The organism is Bradyrhizobium iriomotense, from assembly GCF_018130765.1.
Taxonomy (GTDB): domain Bacteria; phylum Pseudomonadota; class Alphaproteobacteria; order Rhizobiales; family Xanthobacteraceae; genus Bradyrhizobium; species Bradyrhizobium iriomotense_A.
Genome location: NZ_JAFCJZ010000001.1, coordinates 489060 through 509409, shown reverse-complemented (window position 1 = coordinate 509409; position 20350 = coordinate 489060). Strand labels below are relative to the sequence as shown.

General features: G+C 65.2%; 26 protein-coding genes and 1 pseudogene. 15 read left to right on the top strand and 12 right to left on the bottom strand.

All coding sequences use genetic code 11. From position 1 onward, the window contains the following. Window positions 1-3: 3 nt before the first annotated feature. Window positions 4-627 carry a TetR/AcrR family transcriptional regulator gene (locus tag JQ635_RS02430; RefSeq protein ID WP_211408262.1) on the bottom strand — a complete coding sequence of 208 codons (624 nt, stop codon included), beginning with the start codon at window positions 625-627 and terminating at the stop codon, window positions 4-6. Between the two features lie 103 nt (window positions 628-730). Here JQ635_RS02430 and JQ635_RS02425 point away from each other — a divergent pair, with 103 nt between their 5' ends. Both JQ635_RS02425 and JQ635_RS02420 read left to right on the top strand, forming a co-directional pair. Continuing rightward, entirely contained in the window at window positions 731-1213 is a 483-nt protein-coding gene (locus JQ635_RS02425; RefSeq protein WP_211408261.1) for a tautomerase family protein, read from the top strand. Between the two features lie 35 nt (window positions 1214-1248). Next, a complete protein-coding gene (locus JQ635_RS02420) occupies window positions 1249-2025 on the top strand; it encodes a crotonase/enoyl-CoA hydratase family protein (protein ID WP_211408260.1) in 777 nt (258 codons plus the stop codon). Between the two features lie 5 nt (window positions 2026-2030). Here the strand turns inward: JQ635_RS02420 and JQ635_RS02415 are convergent, their stop codons facing one another. Then, window positions 2031-2471 carry a DUF1810 domain-containing protein gene (locus JQ635_RS02415; RefSeq protein ID WP_211408259.1) on the bottom strand — a complete coding sequence of 147 codons (441 nt, stop codon included), beginning with the start codon at window positions 2469-2471 and terminating at the stop codon, window positions 2031-2033. Window positions 2472-2665: 194 nt separating this feature from the next. On the opposite strand from JQ635_RS02415, the gene JQ635_RS02410 reads away from it, so the two are divergent. From JQ635_RS02410 to JQ635_RS02400, 3 genes are all read left to right on the top strand, one after another. Beyond that, a complete protein-coding gene (locus JQ635_RS02410; protein ID WP_211408477.1) occupies window positions 2666-3616 on the top strand; it encodes a DUF2778 domain-containing protein in 951 nt (316 codons plus the stop codon). 79 nt (window positions 3617-3695) lie between these two features. Beyond that, window positions 3696-3953 (top strand): hypothetical protein, encoded by a 258-nt coding sequence (locus JQ635_RS02405; protein WP_018644685.1) that lies wholly within the window; start codon window positions 3696-3698, stop codon window positions 3951-3953. Window positions 3954-4043: 90 nt separating this feature from the next. Continuing rightward, window positions 4044-4547: an SMI1/KNR4 family protein gene (locus JQ635_RS02400; protein ID WP_211408258.1), complete on the top strand. Its 504-nt coding sequence runs from the start codon at window positions 4044-4046 to the stop codon at window positions 4545-4547. A gap of 164 nt (window positions 4548-4711) precedes the next feature. On the opposite strand, the gene JQ635_RS02395 is transcribed toward JQ635_RS02400, so the two are convergent. Together JQ635_RS02395 and JQ635_RS02390 are read right to left on the bottom strand one after the other, a co-directional pair. Beyond that, a complete protein-coding gene (locus JQ635_RS02395) occupies window positions 4712-6568 on the bottom strand; it encodes a tannase/feruloyl esterase family alpha/beta hydrolase (RefSeq protein WP_211408257.1) in 1857 nt (618 codons plus the stop codon). Between the two features lie 63 nt (window positions 6569-6631). Next, window positions 6632-6787, bottom strand: coding sequence for a hypothetical protein (locus tag JQ635_RS02390; RefSeq protein WP_211408256.1), 156 nt, complete (start codon window positions 6785-6787; stop codon window positions 6632-6634). Between the two features lie 235 nt (window positions 6788-7022). On the opposite strand from JQ635_RS02390, the gene JQ635_RS02385 reads away from it, so the two are divergent. Together JQ635_RS02385 and JQ635_RS02380 are read left to right on the top strand one after the other, a co-directional pair. Continuing rightward, window positions 7023-7577, top strand: coding sequence for a MarR family winged helix-turn-helix transcriptional regulator (locus JQ635_RS02385; RefSeq protein WP_211408255.1), 555 nt, complete (start codon window positions 7023-7025; stop codon window positions 7575-7577). 174 nt (window positions 7578-7751) lie between these two features. Further along, on the top strand, window positions 7752-8840 hold the full coding sequence (locus JQ635_RS02380) for a TRAP transporter substrate-binding protein (RefSeq protein WP_211408254.1): 1089 nt from the start codon (window positions 7752-7754) through the stop codon (window positions 8838-8840). A 129-nt stretch (window positions 8841-8969) separates the two neighbouring features. On the opposite strand, the pseudogene JQ635_RS39310 reads toward JQ635_RS02380, so the two are convergent. Together JQ635_RS39310 and panB are read right to left on the bottom strand one after the other, a co-directional pair. Next, window positions 8970-9164, bottom strand: a pseudogene (locus tag JQ635_RS39310) (hypothetical protein); the annotation flags it as partial. Between the two features lie 24 nt (window positions 9165-9188). Beyond that, the gene (gene panB / locus JQ635_RS02375) at window positions 9189-10010 is read right to left on the bottom strand and encodes a 3-methyl-2-oxobutanoate hydroxymethyltransferase (RefSeq protein WP_211408253.1); all 822 of its coding nucleotides are present in this window, start codon (window positions 10008-10010) and stop codon (window positions 9189-9191) included. A gap of 431 nt (window positions 10011-10441) precedes the next feature. Here panB and minC point away from each other — a divergent pair, with 431 nt between their 5' ends. The 4 genes from minC (at window position 10442) to JQ635_RS02355 (ending at window position 12615) form a co-directional block, all read left to right on the top strand. Then, window positions 10442-11140 carry a septum site-determining protein MinC gene (gene minC / locus JQ635_RS02370; protein WP_211408252.1) on the top strand — a complete coding sequence of 233 codons (699 nt, stop codon included), beginning with the start codon at window positions 10442-10444 and terminating at the stop codon, window positions 11138-11140. A gap of 19 nt (window positions 11141-11159) precedes the next feature. Next, the gene (gene minD, locus JQ635_RS02365; RefSeq protein ID WP_211408251.1) at window positions 11160-11975 is read left to right on the top strand and encodes a septum site-determining protein MinD; all 816 of its coding nucleotides are present in this window, start codon (window positions 11160-11162) and stop codon (window positions 11973-11975) included. Beyond that, complete coding sequence (minE, locus tag JQ635_RS02360) at window positions 11972-12253, top strand: cell division topological specificity factor MinE (protein ID WP_028136732.1); 282 nt, start codon at window positions 11972-11974, stop codon at window positions 12251-12253. Before minD ends, minE begins: the two co-directional genes overlap by 4 nt. Window positions 12254-12429: 176 nt before the next feature. Continuing rightward, entirely contained in the window at window positions 12430-12615 is a 186-nt protein-coding gene (locus JQ635_RS02355; protein ID WP_060735911.1) for a hypothetical protein, read from the top strand. A 19-nt stretch (window positions 12616-12634) separates the two neighbouring features. Here the strand turns inward: JQ635_RS02355 and JQ635_RS02350 are convergent, their stop codons facing one another. After that, window positions 12635-12886, bottom strand: coding sequence for a hypothetical protein (locus tag JQ635_RS02350; RefSeq protein WP_211408250.1), 252 nt, complete (start codon window positions 12884-12886; stop codon window positions 12635-12637). A gap of 152 nt (window positions 12887-13038) precedes the next feature. After that, a complete protein-coding gene (locus JQ635_RS02345) occupies window positions 13039-13431 on the bottom strand; it encodes a hypothetical protein (protein ID WP_211408249.1) in 393 nt (130 codons plus the stop codon). A gap of 128 nt (window positions 13432-13559) precedes the next feature. Between JQ635_RS02345 and JQ635_RS02340 the strand changes: the two genes are divergently transcribed. After that, window positions 13560-14345 carry an SDR family NAD(P)-dependent oxidoreductase gene (locus JQ635_RS02340; protein ID WP_211408248.1) on the top strand — a complete coding sequence of 262 codons (786 nt, stop codon included), beginning with the start codon at window positions 13560-13562 and terminating at the stop codon, window positions 14343-14345. On the opposite strand, the gene JQ635_RS02335 is transcribed toward JQ635_RS02340, so the two are convergent. Continuing rightward, entirely contained in the window at window positions 14346-14576 is a 231-nt protein-coding gene (locus JQ635_RS02335) for a DUF6894 family protein (RefSeq protein ID WP_200494243.1), read from the bottom strand. It lies immediately after the preceding gene. A gap of 381 nt (window positions 14577-14957) precedes the next feature. Then, on the bottom strand, window positions 14958-16010 hold the full coding sequence (locus tag JQ635_RS02330; RefSeq protein ID WP_211408247.1) for a hypothetical protein: 1053 nt from the start codon (window positions 16008-16010) through the stop codon (window positions 14958-14960). A gap of 321 nt (window positions 16011-16331) precedes the next feature. Here JQ635_RS02330 and JQ635_RS02325 point away from each other — a divergent pair, with 321 nt between their 5' ends. Both JQ635_RS02325 and JQ635_RS02320 read left to right on the top strand, forming a co-directional pair. Then, the gene (locus JQ635_RS02325) at window positions 16332-16949 is read left to right on the top strand and encodes a L,D-transpeptidase (RefSeq protein WP_211408476.1); all 618 of its coding nucleotides are present in this window, start codon (window positions 16332-16334) and stop codon (window positions 16947-16949) included. Between the two features lie 143 nt (window positions 16950-17092). Beyond that, window positions 17093-17308: a hypothetical protein gene (locus JQ635_RS02320; RefSeq protein ID WP_211408246.1), complete on the top strand. Its 216-nt coding sequence runs from the start codon at window positions 17093-17095 to the stop codon at window positions 17306-17308. On the opposite strand, the gene JQ635_RS02315 is transcribed toward JQ635_RS02320, so the two are convergent. After that, a complete protein-coding gene (locus tag JQ635_RS02315; RefSeq protein WP_211408245.1) occupies window positions 17305-17739 on the bottom strand; it encodes a COG4315 family predicted lipoprotein in 435 nt (144 codons plus the stop codon). The two genes, JQ635_RS02320 and JQ635_RS02315, sit on opposite strands and share 4 nt — an antisense overlap. A gap of 117 nt (window positions 17740-17856) precedes the next feature. Beyond that, window positions 17857-18312, bottom strand: coding sequence for a MarR family winged helix-turn-helix transcriptional regulator (locus tag JQ635_RS02310; protein WP_211408244.1), 456 nt, complete (start codon window positions 18310-18312; stop codon window positions 17857-17859). A 101-nt stretch (window positions 18313-18413) separates the two neighbouring features. Between JQ635_RS02310 and JQ635_RS02305 the strand changes: the two genes are divergently transcribed. Further along, a complete protein-coding gene (locus JQ635_RS02305; protein WP_211408243.1) occupies window positions 18414-20336 on the top strand; it encodes an FAD-binding monooxygenase in 1923 nt (640 codons plus the stop codon). Window positions 20337-20350: the final 14 nt, after the last annotated feature.

The window sequence follows — 20350 nt, the reverse complement described above, 5'->3', positions numbered from 1 at the left end:
CGGTTACGTATCCAGTCTATCTGGTGGTGGGGGCGAGGGCGGCGACAGGACGGTCTCCAGCTCCGCCTGAACCTGATCGAGCGCGTCGGCGCTGCGGCTGGCGCGGCACATCGCGACCGTGCCCTCGATCGAGGCGACGACGAGCGTTGCAAGCCGCTCGGCGCGGTCGGCAGCCAGTCCTTCGCGCAACAAGGCTGTGCGCATGATCCGCCGCCAATCGGCGAACACGCCGTCGGCGAGTGCGAGCAGGTGCTGCTGCGCCGCCGCGTCGTCCTTGTCGCTGGGCTCACCGACATAGCGATCGACGGCGACGGCGAGCACGGGGCAGCCCGCCTCGAAGCCGGTTGCCGCCAACTGGCGGCGCCACGATGCGACGAAAGCCTTGAGGCCGCCGATCACGCCGCGTTCGTCCATGGCTTTCTCCAGGGGAATGGACACTTGCCGGCCGGCGAAGGTCACGGCTTCGGCAATCAATTGCGGCTTGCCGTCCGGGAAGTGGTGGCTGATCGAGCCGCGCGGTGTCGCGGTGTGGCGGACGACGTCGCGCATGCTGGTGGCGTTGACGCCGCGCCGGCTCATCAGGTCGGCGGCGCCGGCGATCATCTTGTCGCGTGTGGTGGCGGTCATCGGAAGTCTCAACGTTGGCTGCCTCCATCTAGACTATGACACTTGACATAGGCAAGCCGCACTGAAATATGACGAGTGTCATATTTGTGGAGAGGGTGCCAATTTGACCATCATCACCGTGACTGCACCGGCCGGGCGGCTCGGCCTGAAGCAGCGCCGGCTGCTTGCGGAAAGCCTGACCGATGCCGTGCTCGAGCCGGAGGTCGGCCAGAAGGCGCCGGCGGCGCGAATGGGTTTTCAGGTGCATTTCCACGACCTGCCGTCCGACTGCATGGCGATCGGCGGCCGGTTGCTGTCCGACCAGGACACGCCGCGTGACATCATCATCGTCAATATCGCGGTGATGAACGCGGCCTGGCCCGCGGAGGTACGCGCGGAGGTGATCCGCAACGTGCTGGCGCGGCTCGCGGAGGCCTGCGGCATGCCGACGCCGTCGCCGACCTGGTGGGTCAATTTCGAGATCATCGATGAGGGAAGCTGGGGATCGCGCGGCGGCGTGCTCTCGATCCTTCAGCTGCTGGATTCCGGCGTGTTCACGCCGGCGCGGATCGAGGCGATCCGCGCGGTGATTCAGCAGCCCGCCTGATTTGCCGCCAACACCAACAATCGGGAGAGGAACACATGAGCGAAGGTCAGATCCGCACCGAGGTGCATGGCCACGTGTTCAAGATCATCATCGACAACGCGGCGAAGAAGAACGCGTTCACCCCGGTGATGATGGAGCAATTGTCCGATGCGCTGACCGAGCTGCACGACAACGAGGCTTACCGTGTCGGCGTGGTCTGCGCCGAGGGCAGGGATTTTACGGCAGGGCTCGACATGCCGAAATTCTTCGGTCCCACCGCAGAGAAGCGCAACATCAAGGACGGCAATGTCGATCCGTTCGGGCTTCGCAAGCGTTGCCGCAAGCCCATTGTCACGGCCGTGCAGGGCATCGTCTTCACCATCGGCATCGAGCTGATGCTCGCCGGCGACATCGTGGTTGCGGCCGACGATGCGCGTTTCTGCCAGATGGAGGCACGGCGCGGCATCGCACCGCTCGGCGGCGCGCATTTCCGCTTCCTGTCGCGCGCCGGCTGGGGCGATGCGATGTATCATCTGTTCCTGTGCGACGAGTTTTCGGCGCAGCGCGCGCATGCGATCGGGCTCGTCCAGGAGGTCGTGCCAGCGGGCGAGCAGATCGAACGCGCCATGGCGCTCGCCGCCATCATCGCGCGCAATGCGCCGCTCGGCATCCAGGTGACCAAGGAAGCGGCGGCGAAATATGTCGAAGCCGGAGAGGCGGCCGCGATCGCCTACATTCCAAAAATCCGCGACCGTGTGCTTGGCAGCGCCGATGCGAAGGAGGGCATTCAGTCCTTCATCGAGCGTCGTGCGGCCGTCTTCCAGGGACGCTGATCCTGCTAGCGCTGCGCCTGGTCGAGCCTGGCGAGGATCTCCAGTGTCGCGCCGTCGCGCTCGCCCGCGAAATAGCGGGCGAGCGCCTGATCGAAGACGGGCTCGTCGGACACCGCGCCGAACAGCGTCATCGACGAACGGAATTTTGTGTCATCGGGCGCACCGAGGATCGCGTTGATGGTGCGCCCTTCGACGGCAAGCACAAGTCTTGTGCACGCGGTCAGGCGCGGCCCAAGCACGGGGTGGGCGAGGTAGGCCACGGCCTCGGCGCGCGAGCTGATGGCGTAGCGCTGCGACATGGCGCTGAAGCCGAGGCCGGCTACTTGCGGGAAAACGAACCACATCCAGTGGCTCTGCTTCCGGCCCCGGGCCAGCTCGCCCTGGACGTCGCGAAAAACCGGGTTTTGGGCCTGGACGAACCGTTCTAGGTCGAAAGTATCGGTCATTGGATACCCCCGGAGGTGTCTCACCGGCCGCGATTATGCCTAACTTTTGGCTCCCAATGTGGTAGCTGGTATAGAGTCTCTCCGGGTGGGGGTTGGGTCCCCCGGGGGGTCGATTTGGGGATCTGATGGTTTCCGACGCAGCGCACGCCGAGAGGCTGTTGTCGCGCCGCCGTATTGGGCGAGCCGAGACGATACTGCTGTCTTTGGCTGCGGTCGCGCTGGCGCTTGGCGCTGCCGCCTGGGTCGCCGATCTCGGCGATTCGACCCCGCTGGTCACCGCCGCCCTGCCGCCGGCCAATTCCCCTTCGTTCGAGGATCGTTTCGCGTCGGCGTCCGGCAACCCGCCGGTCCGCCAGTTCGGCCTGCGGACGCTGGAGCGCTCCGCCATGGACGCGGTCCAGCTCAAGCTCCGCGACGCCAAGGCGATGCTCGCTCAGAAGCTTCAGGGCGATGAGTGGCGCTCGACCCTGACCGATGACGACCGGCACGCGGCCGAGGAGCCGCGGCCTGCGCAGCGTGCCGATGCCGTCCCGATGCCGCGCTCGCGCCCGGCCCAGGCGGACTTCTCGGCCCAGATCGCCTCGAGCCAGGCCTATGCCGAGACCAATCCCAGGGTCGACAACCGCAACTTCTTCGAAAAATTCACCGACAAGATCAAGCTGGCCTCTCTGACCCCCGGCGACGGCCTGTTCGCCAAGGCGCCGGACCTCGCCGCGCTCGGCTATGATTCGCGGACGGCGGTCTACGACATCTCGGCCAAGGCGCTGTACCTGCCGAGCGGCGTCGCGCTGGAAGCGCATTCGGGCATGGGCGCGCTGATGGACGACCCCCAGCATGTCGACCAGCGCATGGTCGGTGCGACCCCGCCGGCGACCTATGATCTGAAGCCGCGCGAAAAGCTGTTCCACGGCGTCCGCGCGTTGCGCCTGACTCCGACCGATGGGACCAGCGCGCTCGGCCGCGTCGGCCTGCTCACTCACAACTACATGCTCGGGCCGCGCGGCGATTCCAACGGCTGCGTCTCGATCAAGGACTATGATCGCTTCCTCAAGGCCTACGACAATGGCGAGTTCAACCGCCTGATCGTGGTGCCCAGCCTGAGCGGATCGGCGACCGCCTCGCAGCGCGCCAGCACCGCCTCCTGATATTTGAATCCGAAATTTGCCTGCTGCGGCGGGGCTGCCGTTTTCCCTTCGTTAAGCCGTCATCGTCCAGAAGCAGCCCATGAGTGATCCAGCAAGCTCCGAAACCCCGCTGCGCACCACGTTCAAGATCAAGCTGAACGGTGACACGCTGGCGATTGCGACCGTCGGACAGGCCTATCAATTCCTGACCAATTTCAAATCGGTCGAGTGGATGGAATTCCGCTCGCTGCACGAGGACGCCGTCGCGGCCCTCGAAGGCGCGGCCGGCAATGCCATGCTGGCGGTGCAGGCGACCAACGCCGTGCGCGCGCTGTTCGTGAGCGCCAAGCTGCTCTGAGCAGGGCGTTCCTCCTCTCCAATCCTCGAACCCGTTCCCGGGGCGTTGCGACCAAGCTTGGCGCGTTTGGCGCGAAGGAAACAGGATCGCATGGATATCTCGGAATTCATTGCCGGCGTCGATCGCGCCGGCACAGACCAACCGACGCAAGCAGCGCTCGAGGCGTTCGAGAAATCGATCGGCTGCCGCCTGCCGGATGAGTATCGTCAGTTCCTGCTGGCCTGCGCCGGCGGCTATTTCCAGGGCTCGGCCGAATTCAACTGGCCGCAAGGGCATTGGGCCGGCGCGGTGCAGGAGGTGCTGGGATTGCGGCGCGATGAGTGCTCGCTAATCCGGACGCGTCAGACGCCGCAATGGCCGACAATCGACGAACTCTTGTGGATCATGAGCGACCACGGCGGCAACCCGATCTGCATGACGATCGACAAGACGCATTTCGGCAAGATCTGGTTCATCGATCACGAGGTCGCCAACTACGACGAGGGCTGGACGCTCGCTGAAGCGATGTCGGACCAGTGGGGCTACGTGCTGCCGCTTGCGCCGACGTTCGGTGACTTCATGGCTGGCCTGTACGAGCAGGCTGAGGCTGCGTGAGGTGCTGCTCGTGTCCCGGACAAGCCGCAACGCTGTCAGCGTTGCGGCTTGGTACGGCACGAATAGATGGGCCCCGGCTCTGCAGCGCATCGTCACTGGACGATGCTTCGCATCGCCAGGGGGACGCTGCGCTGCGTCCGGGGCACGAGAGAGCAGGCAACGCCTCACTGCCTGTTGTCGCCACGCCCGTTGTCGTCATCGTGGAAGTCGTGGTCGCCGCCCGGCCTGAAGCCGGGATCGATGCAGGCGAAGCTGCCGGCGTCGTTGGTCAGGCCGCTGCCCTTGTAGGACGCGATCTTCGGATAGACGCAGAGCGGCCGCGTGCCACTTGCCGGGAAGTTCTGGGCGATGCGCGGATCGAACAGCCCGCCGGTCGGATAGGGCGAGGTTGCGTTGGTGTTGGCCGCGACGATGCGCTCCGGCGCGGTGCCTTTCTCGACCCAGTCGGTGATGGCCTTGAGCTGGTTTCCGGCGAAGCTCGCGGTGGCGGCGCCGCCGCCGCAATGGGCCATGTTCGGCACCATGAACAACCGCGCGAAGTCGATCGCGCGCCCGCCCATCTGCCGGTCCATGTTGCGATACCAGCGGGCGATCGCAGCGCCTGAGAAGATGCCGTCATTGACGGATGAGGAGATGATCAGCTTGTTGCCGCGCGCCCTGAACGGACGCAGGTCGGTCGAGACCGCGGCCATGAAGTCCATGCTGCTCTCGGGATAGGCCGCCGTCTTGGTGAAGATCTTCGGCGCGTCGGTGTCGAAGTTGAACTTGAACACGAAGGCCTCCTGGCCGTTCGGCCCGCCCACGGGCGTGACGACCGGCGGGGTCTGGAAGATCATCGGGATCGCGCCCGCGCCGAGCGTCAGGTTGATGGCGGTGTTGACGTTGGGCACCGGCGCGGTGACGACGTTCCAGAGCTGCCAGCCCGCGCCCGGCGCGGTCGGCGGCGTCCAGATTCCGGCATCCCAGAACCAGTTCGAATAGAGCCGCTGGCCTTTCGAGTTGACCGGCCCGGCATAGATCTTCTTGAGCGCGTCCACCTGCGCGCTGGTGAGGCAGGTGCCGCCATGCGGCGTGCTGCCGTGCGAGCCGGTGCCGCAGGTGTAGCTGGCGAGCGCCGGATACACCTTCTTCGCCGTGCAGGCGTGATAATTGTCGATGATGCCGTCGACCAGACCATCGAGGGCGTCGCAGGCACTCAGGATCGCGGCCGAGGCCACCTGAAGATCCTGCGCGGGGAACGTGTCGGGAATGAACGGCTGCCCGTTGATGTCCTTGCTGGTTGCGAGCGTGCCGAGCACCTGCTCGTTCCAGGCTTCGGCAAGACCCGCCTGCGGCAGGTTGAAGCCGGGATTTTGCGAGATCACGCCGTCGAACAGCCAGGGGAAACGCTGCGAAGCCATCATGGCGTCACGGCCGCCGTTCGAGCAGCCCATGATGTAGGAATAGACGGTGTCGAGGCCGTAGAAATAAGAGATGATCTGCTTGGAGATCGTCGCGGTCTTCTCGATGCCGTTGTAGCCGTAGTCCCTGCGTGCTTGCGCGTCGATCGCGAAATGCGCGGAGCCGCCGGCATTGGGATCGTCGTCCTGATGTCCGCCGACGACATTGTTGGCGTTGTCCTCGTGACCACCGTCATCCGCTGCGACGGCCCAACCCTGGCTGAGTTCGACGCCGGCGGCGCCCTGCGGGTCGGCATTGAGGCTGCCGTCGGTGCCGCCGCCGCCCATCATCTCAAAACGGCCGTGCCAGGTGTTGGGCAGGTTGAGCGAAAAGCCGATGCCGTAGGTGAAATGGTCGGGGTCCTGCGTCGAGACGCGCTTGTTGATGATGCCGATCACGTTGCAATAGCCCGACTTCTGCGTCGCGCTCAGGATCTGCGTGTTCGGCAGCGTGAGGCCGGTGAGGGCGGTGCAGGACGCGCGCGGCGCGACGCCGCTCGGCGGAAATCCATGCGCGATGGCCTGCGTGCCGAGAGCGGCACAGCCGGCCATGATCGTCGATGCGAGAAATAGGCGTTTCATGTCAGTCCCTCCCAGTTTTCATCAATGATGGTCGAGCGGACGCGCCGCATGAGGTGCGTTCGTTCAGGCAGTGTCGTTGACGATGTCGTTGCCAAAGCAGAGGTGACGGAGCGCCATGCGGCGCGTAGCGCGCAGAGGCGCGTTGCGCGAGTCGATCGCACCGCGATGCGTGATCGCACGCAGCTCGGCGCCCATCCCTGATGGAAGCACGGACGTCATCCCCCTAGGCCCCGCTCGTGTCACGGCGGGCTTTTTCGATCCTAGGGCGGCCGATGTTGCCGTGTCAACATGATGCGGCGCGCGAGTGCGCAGCGCAACCTGTCGTAGAATCTGTGCTCGCGAAGCGCGATCAAGCCCGGCTTCTCGATCCGGCTTGGCTGCGATAGACTCACGCGTCGAATCCCGGATGGCCGGGGCTGATGCCGCTGCGCCGGCTAGTGAAAGATCATCGTCGATGGAGCCGGAGAAAGCGGGCGTCAGGAAGCGAACGTCCAAGCGCGCGCCGCGCCGGGCGCCTGCCGCGAAGCCGCCGCGGTCCGCGCCGCGAACCGCGGCGGCCGCAAAGCCGGCCCGGCCCAAGCTGCTCGCCTCCGACGATCTGTCCCGTTCGCTCGGCTATCGCATCCGGCGCGCCCAGCTCTGGGTGTTCAAGGACGTCAGCCGGAGGCTCGCCGCCTTCGACATCAGCGCGGCGCAGTTCTCCGTCCTGTCGGTGATCGAGGCCAATCCGGGCGTCAATCAGCTCGCCATTGCGCAATCGCTGTCGATCGAGCGGGCCGGGCTCGGGCGCCTCGTGGATCACCTGGAGCGGCGGGGCCTGGTGCAGCGATCGGCCTCGGCGATCAACCGCCGCTATTACGTGCTGTATCTGACGCCGGCCGGGGCCGCGCTGCTGGGCCGCTTGCGCCCGGCGATTGCCGAGAGCGAGAAGACGCTTGCGGCCAAGATCGGACCGCGCGCGTTCAAGGAGTTGCAGTGGGCGCTCTCGGTGTTTCTCCAGGACGCCTGAGGCTTTCGGCAAGCCCTGGTTCGGTGCGCCGTTTTGGCGGCCGATGGCCGCGGCGCCATGCGTTCTCGCAGCTTGAACTCTGCCTCAGGAACAGGCAAACGGTCCGCCAAGGCCGTGGCCAAAGCCGGTTCACAAGGCCACCCATCTCGAGCCTGACTTCAAGGAGAGCCCATCATGAAACGCCGTACATTCCTCAAGGGCGGCGCGGTCGCCGGCGCGACGACGCTGGTTGCTGCACCCGCGATTGCGCAAAGCGCGCCCGAGATCAAATGGCGCCTGACCTCGAGTTTCCCGAAATCGCTCGACACCATCTACGGCACGGCGCAGACCTTCGCGAAATATGTTGCCGAGGCTACCGACAACAAATTCCAGATCCAGACCTTTGCGGCCGGTGAGCTCGTCCCCGGCCTGCAGGCGCTCGACGCCGTCAGCGTCGCCTCGGTCGAGATGGCGCAGACGCCGCTCTATTTCTACATCGGCAAGGAGCCGGCGCTGGCTTACGCCACCGGCGCGCCGTTCGGCATGAACCATCGCCATCAGGAGTCCTGGTGGCACTTCGGCGGCGGCGCCGACCTCACCAACGAGGCGCTGAAGCCGTTCAAGGCGCACGCCATCCTGTGCGGCAATTCCGGCACCCAGATGGGCGGCTGGTTCCGCAAGGAGATCAAGACCGTCGACGATCTCAAGGGTCTGAAATTCCGCATCGCCGGCATGGGCGGCCATGTGCTGGCGCGGCTCGGCGTCGTCCCGCAGCAGCTCGCGGGCGGCGATGTGTATTCGGCGCTGGAGAAGGGCTCGATCGACGCCGCTGAATTCGTCGGTCCCTATGACGACGAGAAGCTCGGCTTCCAGAAGGTCGCAAAATACTACTATTTCCCCGGCTGGTGGGAAGGCGGCGCCATGCTGCACATGATCGTCAATGACGAGAAGTGGGCGTCGTTGCCCAAGCAGTATCAGGCGATCCTCAATCAGGCGGGATCTGCGGCCGGCGCCTGGATGCTCGAGAAATACGACAGCGTGAACCCGGCGGCGCTGAAGCGGCTGATCGCCAACGGTGCCGAGCTGAAGGCGTTCCCGCAGCCGGTGCTGGAGGCCTGCTACAACGCGACCCAGGAGCATCTGAACGAGCTCGCCGGCAAGAGCGATCTGTTCAAGCGCACCAAGGACAGTCACGACGCCTACATGAAAGAGCTGCTGTTCTACACGCAGATCGCGGAGAATTTTTACGACAATTATCTGCTCAGCAAGATGCGCAAGGGCTGAGCGGAAGAGGGGGCGGCGGTCTCCGCGGCGCCCTCGCTCTCGTAGGGTGGGCAAAGGGCGTTTGCGCCGTGCCCACCATTCCTTGCATCACGTGCAATGGTGGGCACGCTTCCACCTTCGCTCTTCGAGCTACGGCGGACAAGTCGCTTTGCCCACCCTACGGGACTGATCGTGTGGCGTATTATGCCGCTCCCAGCCCCGGCTTCGCATTGCATAGGCGCCGAACGCGTCGGTCGTCTTCAGCGGCAGGTCGCGCGGGAAGGGCAGGTCGATCGGGAAATAATCGGCCATCTTCGCCGGTCCCGCCGTCAGTACGGCGCAGTGCGGCCTGGCTTTGGCCGCACATCGTCAGCTTTTCTTCATGCCGTAGACGTGGTCCGGTCCCGGAAAGGCCCGCGATCGCACGTCGGTTGCGTACCCCTCGATGGCCGCTTCGATCGCCGGACCAAGATTGCCGTAACGCCGGACGAATTTCGGGGGGCGCGGCGACAGCCCCAGCATGTCCTCGAGCACGAGCACCTGGCCGTCGCAGGCCGCGCTCGCGCCGATGCCGATGGTGGGAATGGCGATCGTCTCCGTAATCTTGCGCGCCAGTGGTTCAGCCACGGCCTCGATGACGACCGAGAATGCCCCGGCATCGGCGACCGCTTTCGCGTCATCCTCGATCGGCCCCCAATCCGTTTCGCTGCGCCCCTGGGCACGGAACGAGCCGAGCGTGTTGATGGATTGCGGCGTCAGACCAATGTGGCCCATCACTGGGATGCCGCGCCCGGACAGGAATGCGATCGTCTCCGCCATGCGGACGCCGCCTTCGAGCTTCACCGCGCCGCATTGCGTCTCCTTCATGATCCGCACCGCGGAGTTGAAGGCCTGCTCTCTGGAAGCTTCATACGAGCCGAACGGCATGTCGACGACGACCAGCGCCTGCTTCGAGCCGCGCATCACCGCGGCGCCCTGAAGGATCATCATGTCGAGCGTGACAGGCACCGTCGTCTCGAATCCGTGCATGACGTTGCCAAGGGAATCACCGACCAGAATGACGTCGCAATGCCGATCCACCAGTGCGGCCGTATGCGCGTGATAGGACGTCAGCATCACGATCGGTTCGCCCCGCTTGCGTGCACGGATGTCCGGCGCGGTCTTGCGCCTGATGGCGGATTGAACTGACATGCTCTGCTCCATATCCGGGGACGCGGATCGAAGCCGGATGGCATGAGCGTGTCAATGCGGGATGATCGGGGCTGTGATCAAAATCGACGCGAGCAAAGGAGGAGGAGCGGCGGCTCGCTCCGTCCCCCATCATTGCGGGAGGAGTTGCGCGCCGTCTCCCGAATGTCGTCCTGGCGAAAGCCAGGACCCATTACCCCAAGAGGCTGTTTGGCGAAGATTGGTCGTTCGGTGCTACCACCGTCCGCGATCGATGGATTCCGCGGTATGGGTCCTGGCTTCCGCCAGGACGACACGGGAGGGTGGGGCGGCTGTGTCGCGTCCGTCGCCCACGGCTCGGCCACCCCCACGTAACCCCACGGAGAAATTAACCGGCCGTTAACCATATCCGCCGCATCGTTAACCATTCAATAACAGGGAACGAGTCGGCCGCCATGGAGGCTGCAGCAAAAGTCCAACGTCAAATGGTGCGCCTGCGCGGGCGCTCCTATGTTGCCTTTGTGTTCGTGCCGACGGTTCCGATCCAGGACTGGCTCCAGGAGATCGACGCCACCATTGCGCGGTCGCCGGGCTTCTTTGCCGGCCGGCCCGTGGTGATCGACCTGTCCTCGGTCGATCTCAGCCAGGCCGGCATCGGCCATCTGCTCACCAGCCTTCAGGACCGCAACATTCGCGTGCTCGGCATCGAGGGCGTCGACGAGGGCAGGCTGACGGCGATGATGCCGCCGCTGCTCTCGGGCGGGCGCAGCTGCGTGGTCGAGCCGACCGCGGCCAAGAAGCCTGAGGCGAAAGCCGAGGCCAAGCCGACCTCGCTGCTGCTGGAGGCCCCCGTGCGCTCGGGCCAGACCGTGATCTTTCCCGAAGGCGACGTCACCATTCTCGGCTCTGTCGGATCCGGCGCCGAAGTCGTCGCCGGCGGCTCCATCCACATCTACGGCGCGCTGCGCGGCCGCGCCATGGCGGGCGTGAACGGACACACCAGCGCGCGCATCTATTGCCAGAAGATCGAGGCCGAACTGCTTGCAATCGATGGGTTTTACCAGACCGCCGACGATATCGACGCCGCTCTTCGCGGCCGGCCTGCCCAGGCCTGGCTGCAAGGCAACACCATGCGAATTACCGCGCTGAACTGACCAGAAGGAGATTTTTGATATGGCCAAGGTACTGGTCGTGACATCAGGCAAGGGGGGCGTCGGCAAGACGACGACAACTGCCGCGCTGGGGGCTGCGCTGGCGCAACGCGGCGACAAGGTCGTCGTCGTCGATTTCGACGTGGGCTTACGCAACCTCGACCTCGTGATGGGCGCCGAACGCCGCGTCGTGTTCGACCTCATCAACGTGGTGCAGGGCGTCGCAAAACTCCCGCAGGCGCTGATCAAGGACAAGCGGCTGGAGAATCTCTGGCTGCTGCCGGCTTCCCAAACCCGCGACAAGGACGCGCTGACGGAAGAGGGCGTCGGCAAGGTCATCGCCGATCTGCGCAGCCGCTTCGACTGGGTGATCTGCGACAGCCCGGCCGGCATCGAGCGTGGCGCTTCGATGGCGATGCGCTTTGCGGATGAAGCCGTGATCGTCACCAACCCGGAAGTGTCCTCGGTGCGCGATTCCGATCGCATCATCGGCATGCTTGATTCCAAGACCGTGCGGGCCGAGAAGGGCGAGCGGGTCGAGAAGCACATCCTCATCACCCGCTACGATCCCTCCCGCGCCGCGCGCGGCGAGATGCTGACCATCGACGACATCCTCGAGATCCTCGCCACGCCCTTGCTCGGAATCATTCCCGAGAGCCAGGACGTGTTGAAGGCCTCCAACGTCGGCACGCCGGTGACCCTGTCGAATGCGGATGGAGCGCCGGCGCGGGCCTATATGGACGCGGCCAAGCGCCTTTGCGGCGAGAACGTAACGATGCACGTTCCCGCCGAGCGCAGAGGTCTGATGGATCGTCTGCTGCGACGGAGGGCTGCATGAGCATGGGTCTGCTTCGACTTCTCCGCGGCAACAAGGCCTCGGCACCGGTCGCACGCGAACGGCTGCAGATCCTGCTTGCCCACGAACGCGGAATGCGCGGCCAGCCCGATCTGCTCGGTGTGCTGCGCGAGGAAATTCTCGCCGTCGTGTCCAAGCATGTGACGCTGGACCCGACCAAGGTCATCGTCCGGCTCGAGCGCGGCGACGAGGTCTCGACCCTGGAGGTCGATATCGAGGTGCCGAACGACTTCGAGCGCAAGAAAGCGGCGGTCGCGTAGGGGACGCGGCCGACGACCCGCAGTTTTGGGGTGGGTGAGAAGGCGGTCCGCCGGGCATGGCGGGCCGCCTTTGTCGTTCCGGCAGCGGGAACGGGACCTGCGGCGAGATCGTTGTGAAAAATCCGCGGGGCCAGTCGCGCGCTGCGCCGTGGTTTCGTCAAACGGGAGAGCGCCCCATGATGTCCGAGGTCCAGGTCCATACCGTTGCACGGCAGATGCTCGAACAGCACGGTTTTGCTGCGATTGCGAAGGCCGCGGAGCAGGCCCAGGCCTGCGAGGGTCGTGGCGAGGCCGACGAGGCCAAGGAGTGGCGTCACATCGCCGACGCCATGAAGATCATGCGGGGGCCGCACCAGAGCTGACCGCGCGGAACCGGAGCGCTCAGCGCTCCCCGCGCTCCGTTCCCTGTGCAGGGGCGCGGTGTTGCGTCTGCGGCTGCCCGCGTTCGCCGGTTTCCTTGCAGGGAAGCTGTTCCCACGTTCCGTCCGGCGCCTGCTGATAGGCGCTGCAGGACGATGACGAGGTCGATTTCTCCTCGCCTTTCTGGGCGTCGGTGTTTCTCGCGAGGGCCGGGGCGGCCATCACGGTGCTCGCCGCGAGCGCAGCGGCAAAGACGAAATGGGCAATCCGCATTGGGGGTCTCCTGTTCGAGGAGGCCGCATGCTGGCGAGGAATGTGACGATTGTTGGCCACGGCGGCAGTTCCGCCGTGGCGTGCCTAACGCCGGGAAAGACCTGCCGAAGGCTGTTTCCGCAAACCGGCGTCCATTTCGCTCGTAAACGCTTCTAACCGCCCTTGCTGCGGATCAGGCCGGCGAGGTTGGTCTTCTGCGCTTCGCACCAGCCGGGCATGCCGAGGCGGCGCTGGTCCATGTCGGTGGCCTGTGTCGCGACCGCGACCTCGGCCATCAGATCGTCGTCCTGCTTCTCGCCCATCTTGCCCCCGGTGTGCATCCAGGCGATCGCCTTGCGCACCTTCTCGGTGGTGCCGTCAGGCAGCTGCATCTGCTGCGCCTTCTGCACGAGGTCCTGATAGACGAGATCGGTGCCGGGACATTCGACCTTGGCGGCGAAGGCCTGCAAGACCATCGTCACATAGGTCGCCCGCGGTGGCGCGTCGCCCGCCTGGGCCGGCGCGGCGAGCAGCAAAAGACCCGTCATCAGAAAACTAGTGCGCATCCTTGGTACCTCCTCGATTTTTGGGGGAGGCTAGCGTCCGGCGCGGCGCTCCGCAATGGTGCCGGGACGCAATTGTCGCGCCTCGTCGCGTCGCGCTAGATTGGCGGCAGAGACCCCCGGAGAGCGATATGAGCCTGTTCAGTGCGCCGTTCGATCCCGCAACCGACACGGCGCTCGTCACCGGCGCGGGCAACGGCATCGGCCGCGCGATCGCGCAGGCCCTGGTCGGCGAGGGCGTGCGAACCGTGTTTGCCGATATCAGCGCGGAACGGGTGAGTGCCGCGATCAGCGCGAGCGAGAGGCCTGAGTTGGCGGTGCCCTGGGTCGGAGATCTCGCGATGTTGGATGCCTGCGATGCGCTGCTTGCCGCCTCTCATGCTGCGCTGGGCCACGTCACGCACTTCGTTCACAGCGCCTCGCCGCCGCGGCGCGAGGCCGATCACGCGCTCGCGGTCGATCGCAGGACCTGGCAGGAGATGCACGCCGTCAATCTCGATGCCGGCTTTCACCTGGCGCGCGAGATCGCAAAGCGGCTGATCGCAGCGAAGCGGCCCGGCTCGTTCCTGTTCCTCACCTCGCTGCATGCGGGCACGCCGCGCAACCTGCCGCACTACTCGACGGCGAAGGCGGGAATGGCGATGCTGGTGAAGGAGCTGGCGAAGACCTTCGGGCGGCACAACATCCGCGTCAACGCGCTGGTGCCGGGTGCAATCGCGGCGGGCGGGTTCGTTGCGGACGCGTCCCTGGCGAGACACATTCCGCTCGGGCGTCTCGGCGCGGCGAATGACCTTGCGCCGATGGCGCTCACGGTGTTGTCGAACAAGCTCTCGGGTTACGTCACCGGCGCGGCCTTCGTCGTCGACGGCGGATTGTCGTTGACGAACTGGTTCGAAGCGCCGGTGTTTGAAGAGTAGCTAGCGCTGCCAGGCCGGCACGGGATCGAGCGGCGTCCGATAGACCTCGTTGTGATCGCGATCGGTGACGCGCACCGCGCAGCCCTTCTGCTGCAACTCCGGCTTCACCTGCGACAGCTCGCATGCGAGCTGATCGGCGCGATCAGAAGCAACCTCGATGTCCTCGAGAATGATTCCGCCCTGGTTCTTGAACTCTTCACCAACCACAAGATCGAAGGAGTAGTACGGCATCCGAAGTCCCCCGGTGTGACGACCAAGTCTCAGTTGCAAGTCTTGAAAACAAGTCTTCAACGGAAGTCCCGACACATCTCGGATGGTACACTGAGTCGATCTTTATCGAATGAACAAGCCGCACAATCTCTGTGCCTATGGCGCAGAAATGATGTGCACCATGCGAGCTCGTTAAGTTTTTATTAAATATGTTGACGCGATCATAAAGCATGGAATTGCAACAGAACCGGGCTCCGGGAACCGGGAGTTGCAAGAGAAGGCCGGCGGCATAAATCCCGACGGCCTTTTCTCTTTGGTGGAAACGATCGAAGCATCGCCTCCCGTAGTAACCCGGACTCAACGCATCACATCGACTCGGACAGCGTTCGTGACATTGTTGCTCTAGCGCAGCGGCATCGGCGGACGCACGACCGGTCCGTCGTCATCGGCAACCGCTTGCGTCGTTGTGGCCGTCGGAGCCGGCGGCGGGACCGCGGCAGCTTGCGACGGTGGCGGAGGTGCAATCGGCGCAGGCGCATAAGCCGGCATATAGGTCTGCGTCACCGCGGGCTTCGGTTTGCGAACAGGCGGCGGCATCGGCACTGGTGCGCGCGGCGGCAGCGCGGACACGCGTGCGCGCGGATCGACGGGCGGCCTCGCTTCGACGACCGGCTTCGGTGCAGGTGGCTTCGCCATCTCGCGTGCCATCTGCTCCTGGCCGGCCTTCAGCTCGGCGATGTTGGACTTGAGTGCTTCGATCTGCTGCGCCATGGCCGCGAGATCTCGCGTCATCGATTGTACCGACTGCGTTGCCTCGGTCTGTGTTGCCGCGGGCGCGGCTGCTGCAACCTGAACTGCAGGCGGACTCGCAGGTTGATCGGCCGCAGCTTGCGCCGCAGGTTGATCGATCGGTTGATCGGTCGCGGCTGCCGAAGCGGGTGGCACCGGCTGCGCGGCGGCGACTTGTGCCGTTTGCGACGCCGAAGGCAGCAGCGAGGTCAAGACCGGTGTCCACTCGGCGAGCATCTGTTTGGCGGTGTCGCCGTGCTTCTCCCAGGCAACCGTGGCAGCCGCGCTGCCGCCGGCAAACAGGAACGTGAGGAAGGCGCCGCGCAGCCACTTGCCGGCGGCGGAACGCCTGGGCCGGCGGGGACCATCGCCGGGCGCGAGGCGCACCGCGGTATCGACCGCGGGCACTGCCGCGGGCGGCTCCGAGACGGGACTGAATTTTGGCTCAGGACTGAATTTGGGCTCAGGACCGGCTTTTGGCTCCGGGGCGAACTTCGGCTCAGGGCGGGGCGTGATGTCGGGCGCTAGTGCCGGCGCCACGCTGATGGGGCGCGAGGCCAGCACGATCTCGGGCGAGATCTGAATCGCGTCGTGCGGATCGTTGTCCTTGACCGTGTCCTTCACGATCTCATCGACGATTTGCTTGGCGTTCAGCGTCGCGAGCATCGCAGCTCCTTTGCAGCCTTCGTCGTTCGCATTGGCGCGAGCCGATCTGTTGAGGTGAGCCCCATCCAACCTGATGTGCCCTGGCAGATGTCGCACGAGTCCAGCCGGGTTTGACCAAAGCAAGGCGAGGGGATGGAGATGATGCGACGCTCTTCCGCCGTTTGTGGTGATGGAACCCGGCTGATCGAACACGTGCAATTGTTCCAGGCTGCCTTGTTTTCAGCACGATTTGGGCAGCATCTATCGCTGCTGGGGGTGCCGCTATCCGCTATCGGGGGGCCGGTGGTGCCAAGATCTGTTCTCGCTTTCTTCGTCGTTGCCATGCTGCCGCTGGGCGGTTGCATGCAGACGACACTCTCGCCGTCGACCGACGCGAGCATGACGCCGCGCGACCGGCAATTGCTCGCGCACACGCCTTACGCCCAGGCCAGCGTGCCTGAGCAATATCTGCGTCACATCGTCGATTATCCGCGCAAGGAGATGCCGGGCACGATCCTGGTCGATACCGACGCGCGCTATCTCTATTTCGTGCTGCCCGACGGCAAGGCGATCCGCTACGGCGTCGCGGTCGGTGAGGAGGCGATGGCCTTCTCCGGCGTTGCGCGGGTGGGCCGTCTGGCGGAATGGCCCGACTGGGTGCCGACGGCGGACATCCAGGCGCGGCTTGGACCGTATCCGGCGCGCGTGCCCGGTGGTCCCGCCAATCCGCTGGGCGCGCGCGGCATCTATCTCTTTGTCGGCAACAAGGACACGCTCTACCGCATCCACGGCACCAACCAGCCCGAATATATCGGGCAGGCGATCTCGTCGGGCTGCATCCGGATGCGCAACGAGGACGTGATCGACCTCTACGACCGGGTGAAGCTCAATTCGACCGTCGTGGTGCTGCCGCCCGGACAGAATGCGCAGGCCGGACCAGGCGCGCGCTGGCGCGGCTAGGAGTGTCCGGGCGAGGAGTGCTGGCGCGCTGCTTGCCGCTGACGACGATCACATCGTTTTGAAGCGATGACGGGTGAACGGCTTCACAGCCGATCGGCGCCGGTTGCGCTATGCCTTGATGGCTCGTTGCCATTGGAGGCATCATGCAAAAATTCTTTGATCCATTGAATGAGAACGACCGCCGTATTGTGCGGACATGGCGCCTGGCCACGCTCGGTTTTTATGGCTCCATCCTGGCCGGAATGGTCCTGTACGTCGCGCTGCACTGGAATCCGGAGGTCAATTATGCCTCGGCCAATGCCTCAGCACACGCGAAGCTCATGAGCGGGCCTGACGGACTCGCGCCGTTCTCGCCCTAGTTTTCAGGCCGCGCGATGTGCCACTGCAGGGTCGTGGCCGTGCCGTTGGCGTCGCCCGGCGCCTTGTCGGCCGGCGAGGTGTAGAGCGGGCGGTAGCGATAGGCCCACATCTTGCTGCCGTCGTTGCGGTTGATCACGGTGAAGTCGCCGACGGCCCTGGCATCGGCGGTTGCGGCCAGCGGTACCCAGCTCTCCGTGCACTTGCCGTTGCAGTTCGAGGTCTTGCCGCTGGTGTCGCGCTCGTAGGTGTAGAGCGTCATGCCCTTGAGATCGACCAGCTTCGGGCCCTGCTTGGTCAGCACCACCTTGGCCGGCGCGGTCGTCGCCTCGGGCTTGGGCGGAGGAGGGGCATCGCCGCCGCCATGGCCGTTCGCGAGTGCAGGGACGGTCGAGAGCGCGATGGCCGCGGCCGCAATGAGGAACCTGAACATCCTGATCTCCGGAACGGCAAAGTTAATCGCGCGTTAAGCGCCGATTGGTGCCGACCGTAACAGCCGAAGGTTAGTTCCAGGTTTCGCCGCACTGCGACGATTACGCACAAAATATGCTCATTCGCGCAGCGGGGCGCGGCTGAGCTCGTTGCCGGCGGCGATCGCCTTGCGCAAGAGCCGCATCAGCTCCTCGCCTTCCTTCGCGCTGAGGCCGCGCAGCATGATGCGCTGTGCGGACTCCACCGCCGGCGTGATCTTGCGCAGCGCGCGCCGGCCCTCGTCGGTGATCTCGAGCTCGCGGGCGCGGCGGTCGCGGGGACTGGCACGGCGCTCGATAAGACCCTTCTGCACCAGGCGATCGATCACGCCCGTGATGGTGGTGCGGTCATAGGCGATTAGGCCTGCGAGCGTCACCTGGTCGAGCCCCGGATTGGCCTTGATGGTCGCGAGCGCGGCGTATTGCACCGGGGTAAGATCGAAGCCGGCTTCTCCGACCTCGGCCAGGAACACCGCCACCGCGATCTGCTGGAACCGGCGCGCCAGATGCCCGGGCATGTCGTTGTTGTCTTTCACCGAATTCTCCTTGAGCGCAGGACGGTGCGGATCATTGACAAGTATACTGATAGTCAGCATACTGAGCAATATCGAAGAAGACGTTGACGGGAGAGGTGCTCATGCAATTCCATCTGAATGGATTTCAGCCTGGAGACCCCGAGATCGCCGACCCCGCCGAGCGCGTTCAGGCTCCCGGCGCAGGGGGCGCCGTGCCCGACGAGGTCGATGTCCTCATCGTCGGCTGCGGGCCCGCCGGCCTCACGCTCGCGGCGCAGCTTGCGCAATTTCCCGATATCAAGACCTGCGTCGTCGAACAGAAGCCGGGCCGGCTGCTGGTCGGGCAGGCCGACGGCATCGCCTGCCGCACCATGGAGATGTTCCACGCCTTTGGCTTCAGCGAGCGCGTGCTGAAGGAGGCCTATTGGGTCAACGAGACGACGTTCTGGAAGCCGGACGAGCGGAGCTCTGAGAAGATCGTTCGGAGCGGGCGTGTGCAGGACGTCGAGGACGGGCTGTCGGAGTTTCCGCATGTCATCCTCAACCAGGCGCGCATCCATGACGGCTTTCTCGACACTATGCGCAAAGCGCCGGGTAAGCTCGAACCCTATTACAGCCGCCGTCTGATCGACCTCGCGGTCGATCAGGCCGCAGGTCCCGCCGACCATGCCGTGACCGTGCGGCTCGAGCGCGTCGATGCCGGAAACGAGGGCAAGGTCGAGACGATCAGGGCGCGCTATGTCGTCGGCTGCGACGGTGCGCGCAGCACGGTGCGCAAATCGATCGGCCGCGAGCTGCACGGCGATTCCGCCAACCATGCCTGGGGCGTGATGGACGTGCTGGCGGTGACCGATTTCCCTGACATCCGCTTCAAGTCCCTGATCCAGTCGGCCAAGGACGGTAGCCTGCTGATCATTCCGCGCGAAGGCGGCTACATGGTTCGCATCTATGTCGAGCTCGCCAAGCTCGATGTCGGCGAGCGTGTTGCCAATCGCAACATCACCGCCGACGACGTGATCGCGAAAGCGCAGCGGATCCTGAAGCCGCATACGCTTGAGGTGAAGGAGATCGCCTGGTGGTCGGTCTACGAGATCGGCCAGCGCCTGACCGACAAGTTCGACGACGTGCCGGAGGGAGAGATCGCCAGCCGCCTGCCGCGCATCTTCATCGCCGGCGATGCCTGCCATACCCACAGTCCGAAGGCGGGGCAGGGCATGAACGTCTCGATGCAGGACGCCTTCAATCTCGGCTGGAAGCTCGCCGCTGTTCTGCGCAAGCAATGTGCGCCGAGCCTGCTGCATTCCTATTCGGCCGAGCGCCAGGCGGTTGCGAAGGAGCTGATCGATTTCGATCGGGAGTGGGCGGGCATTCTGGCATCGGCCGCCAAGGCCGGCGGCGCGGATGCGGCCAAGACGCAGGACTATTTCGTCCGGCACGGCCGCTACACGGCCGGTACCGCGACGCATTACAAGCCCTCGGTCCTCACCGGCGGGGCGTCGCATCAGCATCTCGCCGAAGGTCTCGTGATCGGCAAGCGCTTCCATTCCGCGCCGGTGATCCGCCTGGCGGATGCCAAGCCGGTGCACCTCGGCCACGCCGCGCAGGCCGATGGCCGCTTCCGCATCTACGCGTTCTCGCCTGCGGAAGATCCGGCGGCTGCCGGCTCGGCCATTCGCGCGCTGTGCAATTTTCTCGCCGAGGCGAGGCCGTCGCCGGTCCGGCGATACACGCCTGTCGGCGCGGACATCGACAGCGTGATCGATCTGCGCGCGGTGTTTCAACAGGATCATCGCGAACTCGCCGTCGAGGCCATGCCGTCGACGCTGCTCCCGCGCAAGGGGCGCTACGGCCTGATCGACTACGAAAAGATGTTCTGTCCGGATCTCAAGAGCGGCCACGACGTTTTTGCAATGCGCGGCATCGACCGGAAAGCCGGGTGCATGGTCGTGGTGCGTCCCGACCAGTATGTCGCGACCGTGCTGCCGCTCGACGACTTTGCCGGACTCGCGGCGTTCTTCGATGCCTTCATGCTGCCGGTGAACTGACGCCGCAATCGCTA

Excerpts from the sequence above, each read along its gene's own strand:
- JQ635_RS02430 (WP_211408262.1), bottom strand. The coding sequence starts at position 627 with ATGACCGCCACCACACGCGACAAGATGATCGCCGGCGCCGCCGACCTG.
- JQ635_RS02420 (WP_211408260.1), top strand. The coding sequence starts at position 1,249 with ATGAGCGAAGGTCAGATCCGCACCGAGGTGCATGGCCACGTGTTCAAG.
- JQ635_RS02415 (WP_211408259.1), bottom strand. The coding sequence starts at position 2,471 with ATGACCGATACTTTCGACCTAGAACGGTTCGTCCAGGCCCAAAACCCG.
- JQ635_RS02405 (WP_018644685.1), top strand. The coding sequence starts at position 3,696 with ATGAGTGATCCAGCAAGCTCCGAAACCCCGCTGCGCACCACGTTCAAG.
- JQ635_RS02400 (WP_211408258.1), top strand. The coding sequence starts at position 4,044 with ATGGATATCTCGGAATTCATTGCCGGCGTCGATCGCGCCGGCACAGAC.
- JQ635_RS02395 (WP_211408257.1), bottom strand. The coding sequence starts at position 6,568 with ATGAAACGCCTATTTCTCGCATCGACGATCATGGCCGGCTGTGCCGCT.
- JQ635_RS02390 (WP_211408256.1), bottom strand. The coding sequence starts at position 6,787 with ATGACGTCCGTGCTTCCATCAGGGATGGGCGCCGAGCTGCGTGCGATC.
- JQ635_RS02385 (WP_211408255.1), top strand. The coding sequence starts at position 7,023 with ATGGAGCCGGAGAAAGCGGGCGTCAGGAAGCGAACGTCCAAGCGCGCG.
- JQ635_RS02380 (WP_211408254.1), top strand. The coding sequence starts at position 7,752 with ATGAAACGCCGTACATTCCTCAAGGGCGGCGCGGTCGCCGGCGCGACG.
- panB (WP_211408253.1), bottom strand. The coding sequence starts at position 10,010 with ATGTCAGTTCAATCCGCCATCAGGCGCAAGACCGCGCCGGACATCCGT.
- minC (WP_211408252.1), top strand. The coding sequence starts at position 10,442 with ATGGAGGCTGCAGCAAAAGTCCAACGTCAAATGGTGCGCCTGCGCGGG.
- minD (WP_211408251.1), top strand. The coding sequence starts at position 11,160 with ATGGCCAAGGTACTGGTCGTGACATCAGGCAAGGGGGGCGTCGGCAAG.
- minE (WP_028136732.1), top strand. The coding sequence starts at position 11,972 with ATGAGCATGGGTCTGCTTCGACTTCTCCGCGGCAACAAGGCCTCGGCA.
- JQ635_RS02355 (WP_060735911.1), top strand. The coding sequence starts at position 12,430 with ATGATGTCCGAGGTCCAGGTCCATACCGTTGCACGGCAGATGCTCGAA.
- JQ635_RS02350 (WP_211408250.1), bottom strand. The coding sequence starts at position 12,886 with ATGCGGATTGCCCATTTCGTCTTTGCCGCTGCGCTCGCGGCGAGCACC.
- JQ635_RS02345 (WP_211408249.1), bottom strand. The coding sequence starts at position 13,431 with ATGCGCACTAGTTTTCTGATGACGGGTCTTTTGCTGCTCGCCGCGCCG.
- JQ635_RS02340 (WP_211408248.1), top strand. The coding sequence starts at position 13,560 with ATGAGCCTGTTCAGTGCGCCGTTCGATCCCGCAACCGACACGGCGCTC.
- JQ635_RS02335 (WP_200494243.1), bottom strand. The coding sequence starts at position 14,576 with ATGCCGTACTACTCCTTCGATCTTGTGGTTGGTGAAGAGTTCAAGAAC.
- JQ635_RS02330 (WP_211408247.1), bottom strand. The coding sequence starts at position 16,010 with ATGCTCGCGACGCTGAACGCCAAGCAAATCGTCGATGAGATCGTGAAG.
- JQ635_RS02325 (WP_211408476.1), top strand. The coding sequence starts at position 16,332 with ATGCTGCCGCTGGGCGGTTGCATGCAGACGACACTCTCGCCGTCGACC.
- JQ635_RS02320 (WP_211408246.1), top strand. The coding sequence starts at position 17,093 with ATGCAAAAATTCTTTGATCCATTGAATGAGAACGACCGCCGTATTGTG.
- JQ635_RS02315 (WP_211408245.1), bottom strand. The coding sequence starts at position 17,739 with ATGTTCAGGTTCCTCATTGCGGCCGCGGCCATCGCGCTCTCGACCGTC.
- JQ635_RS02305 (WP_211408243.1), top strand. The coding sequence starts at position 18,414 with ATGCAATTCCATCTGAATGGATTTCAGCCTGGAGACCCCGAGATCGCC.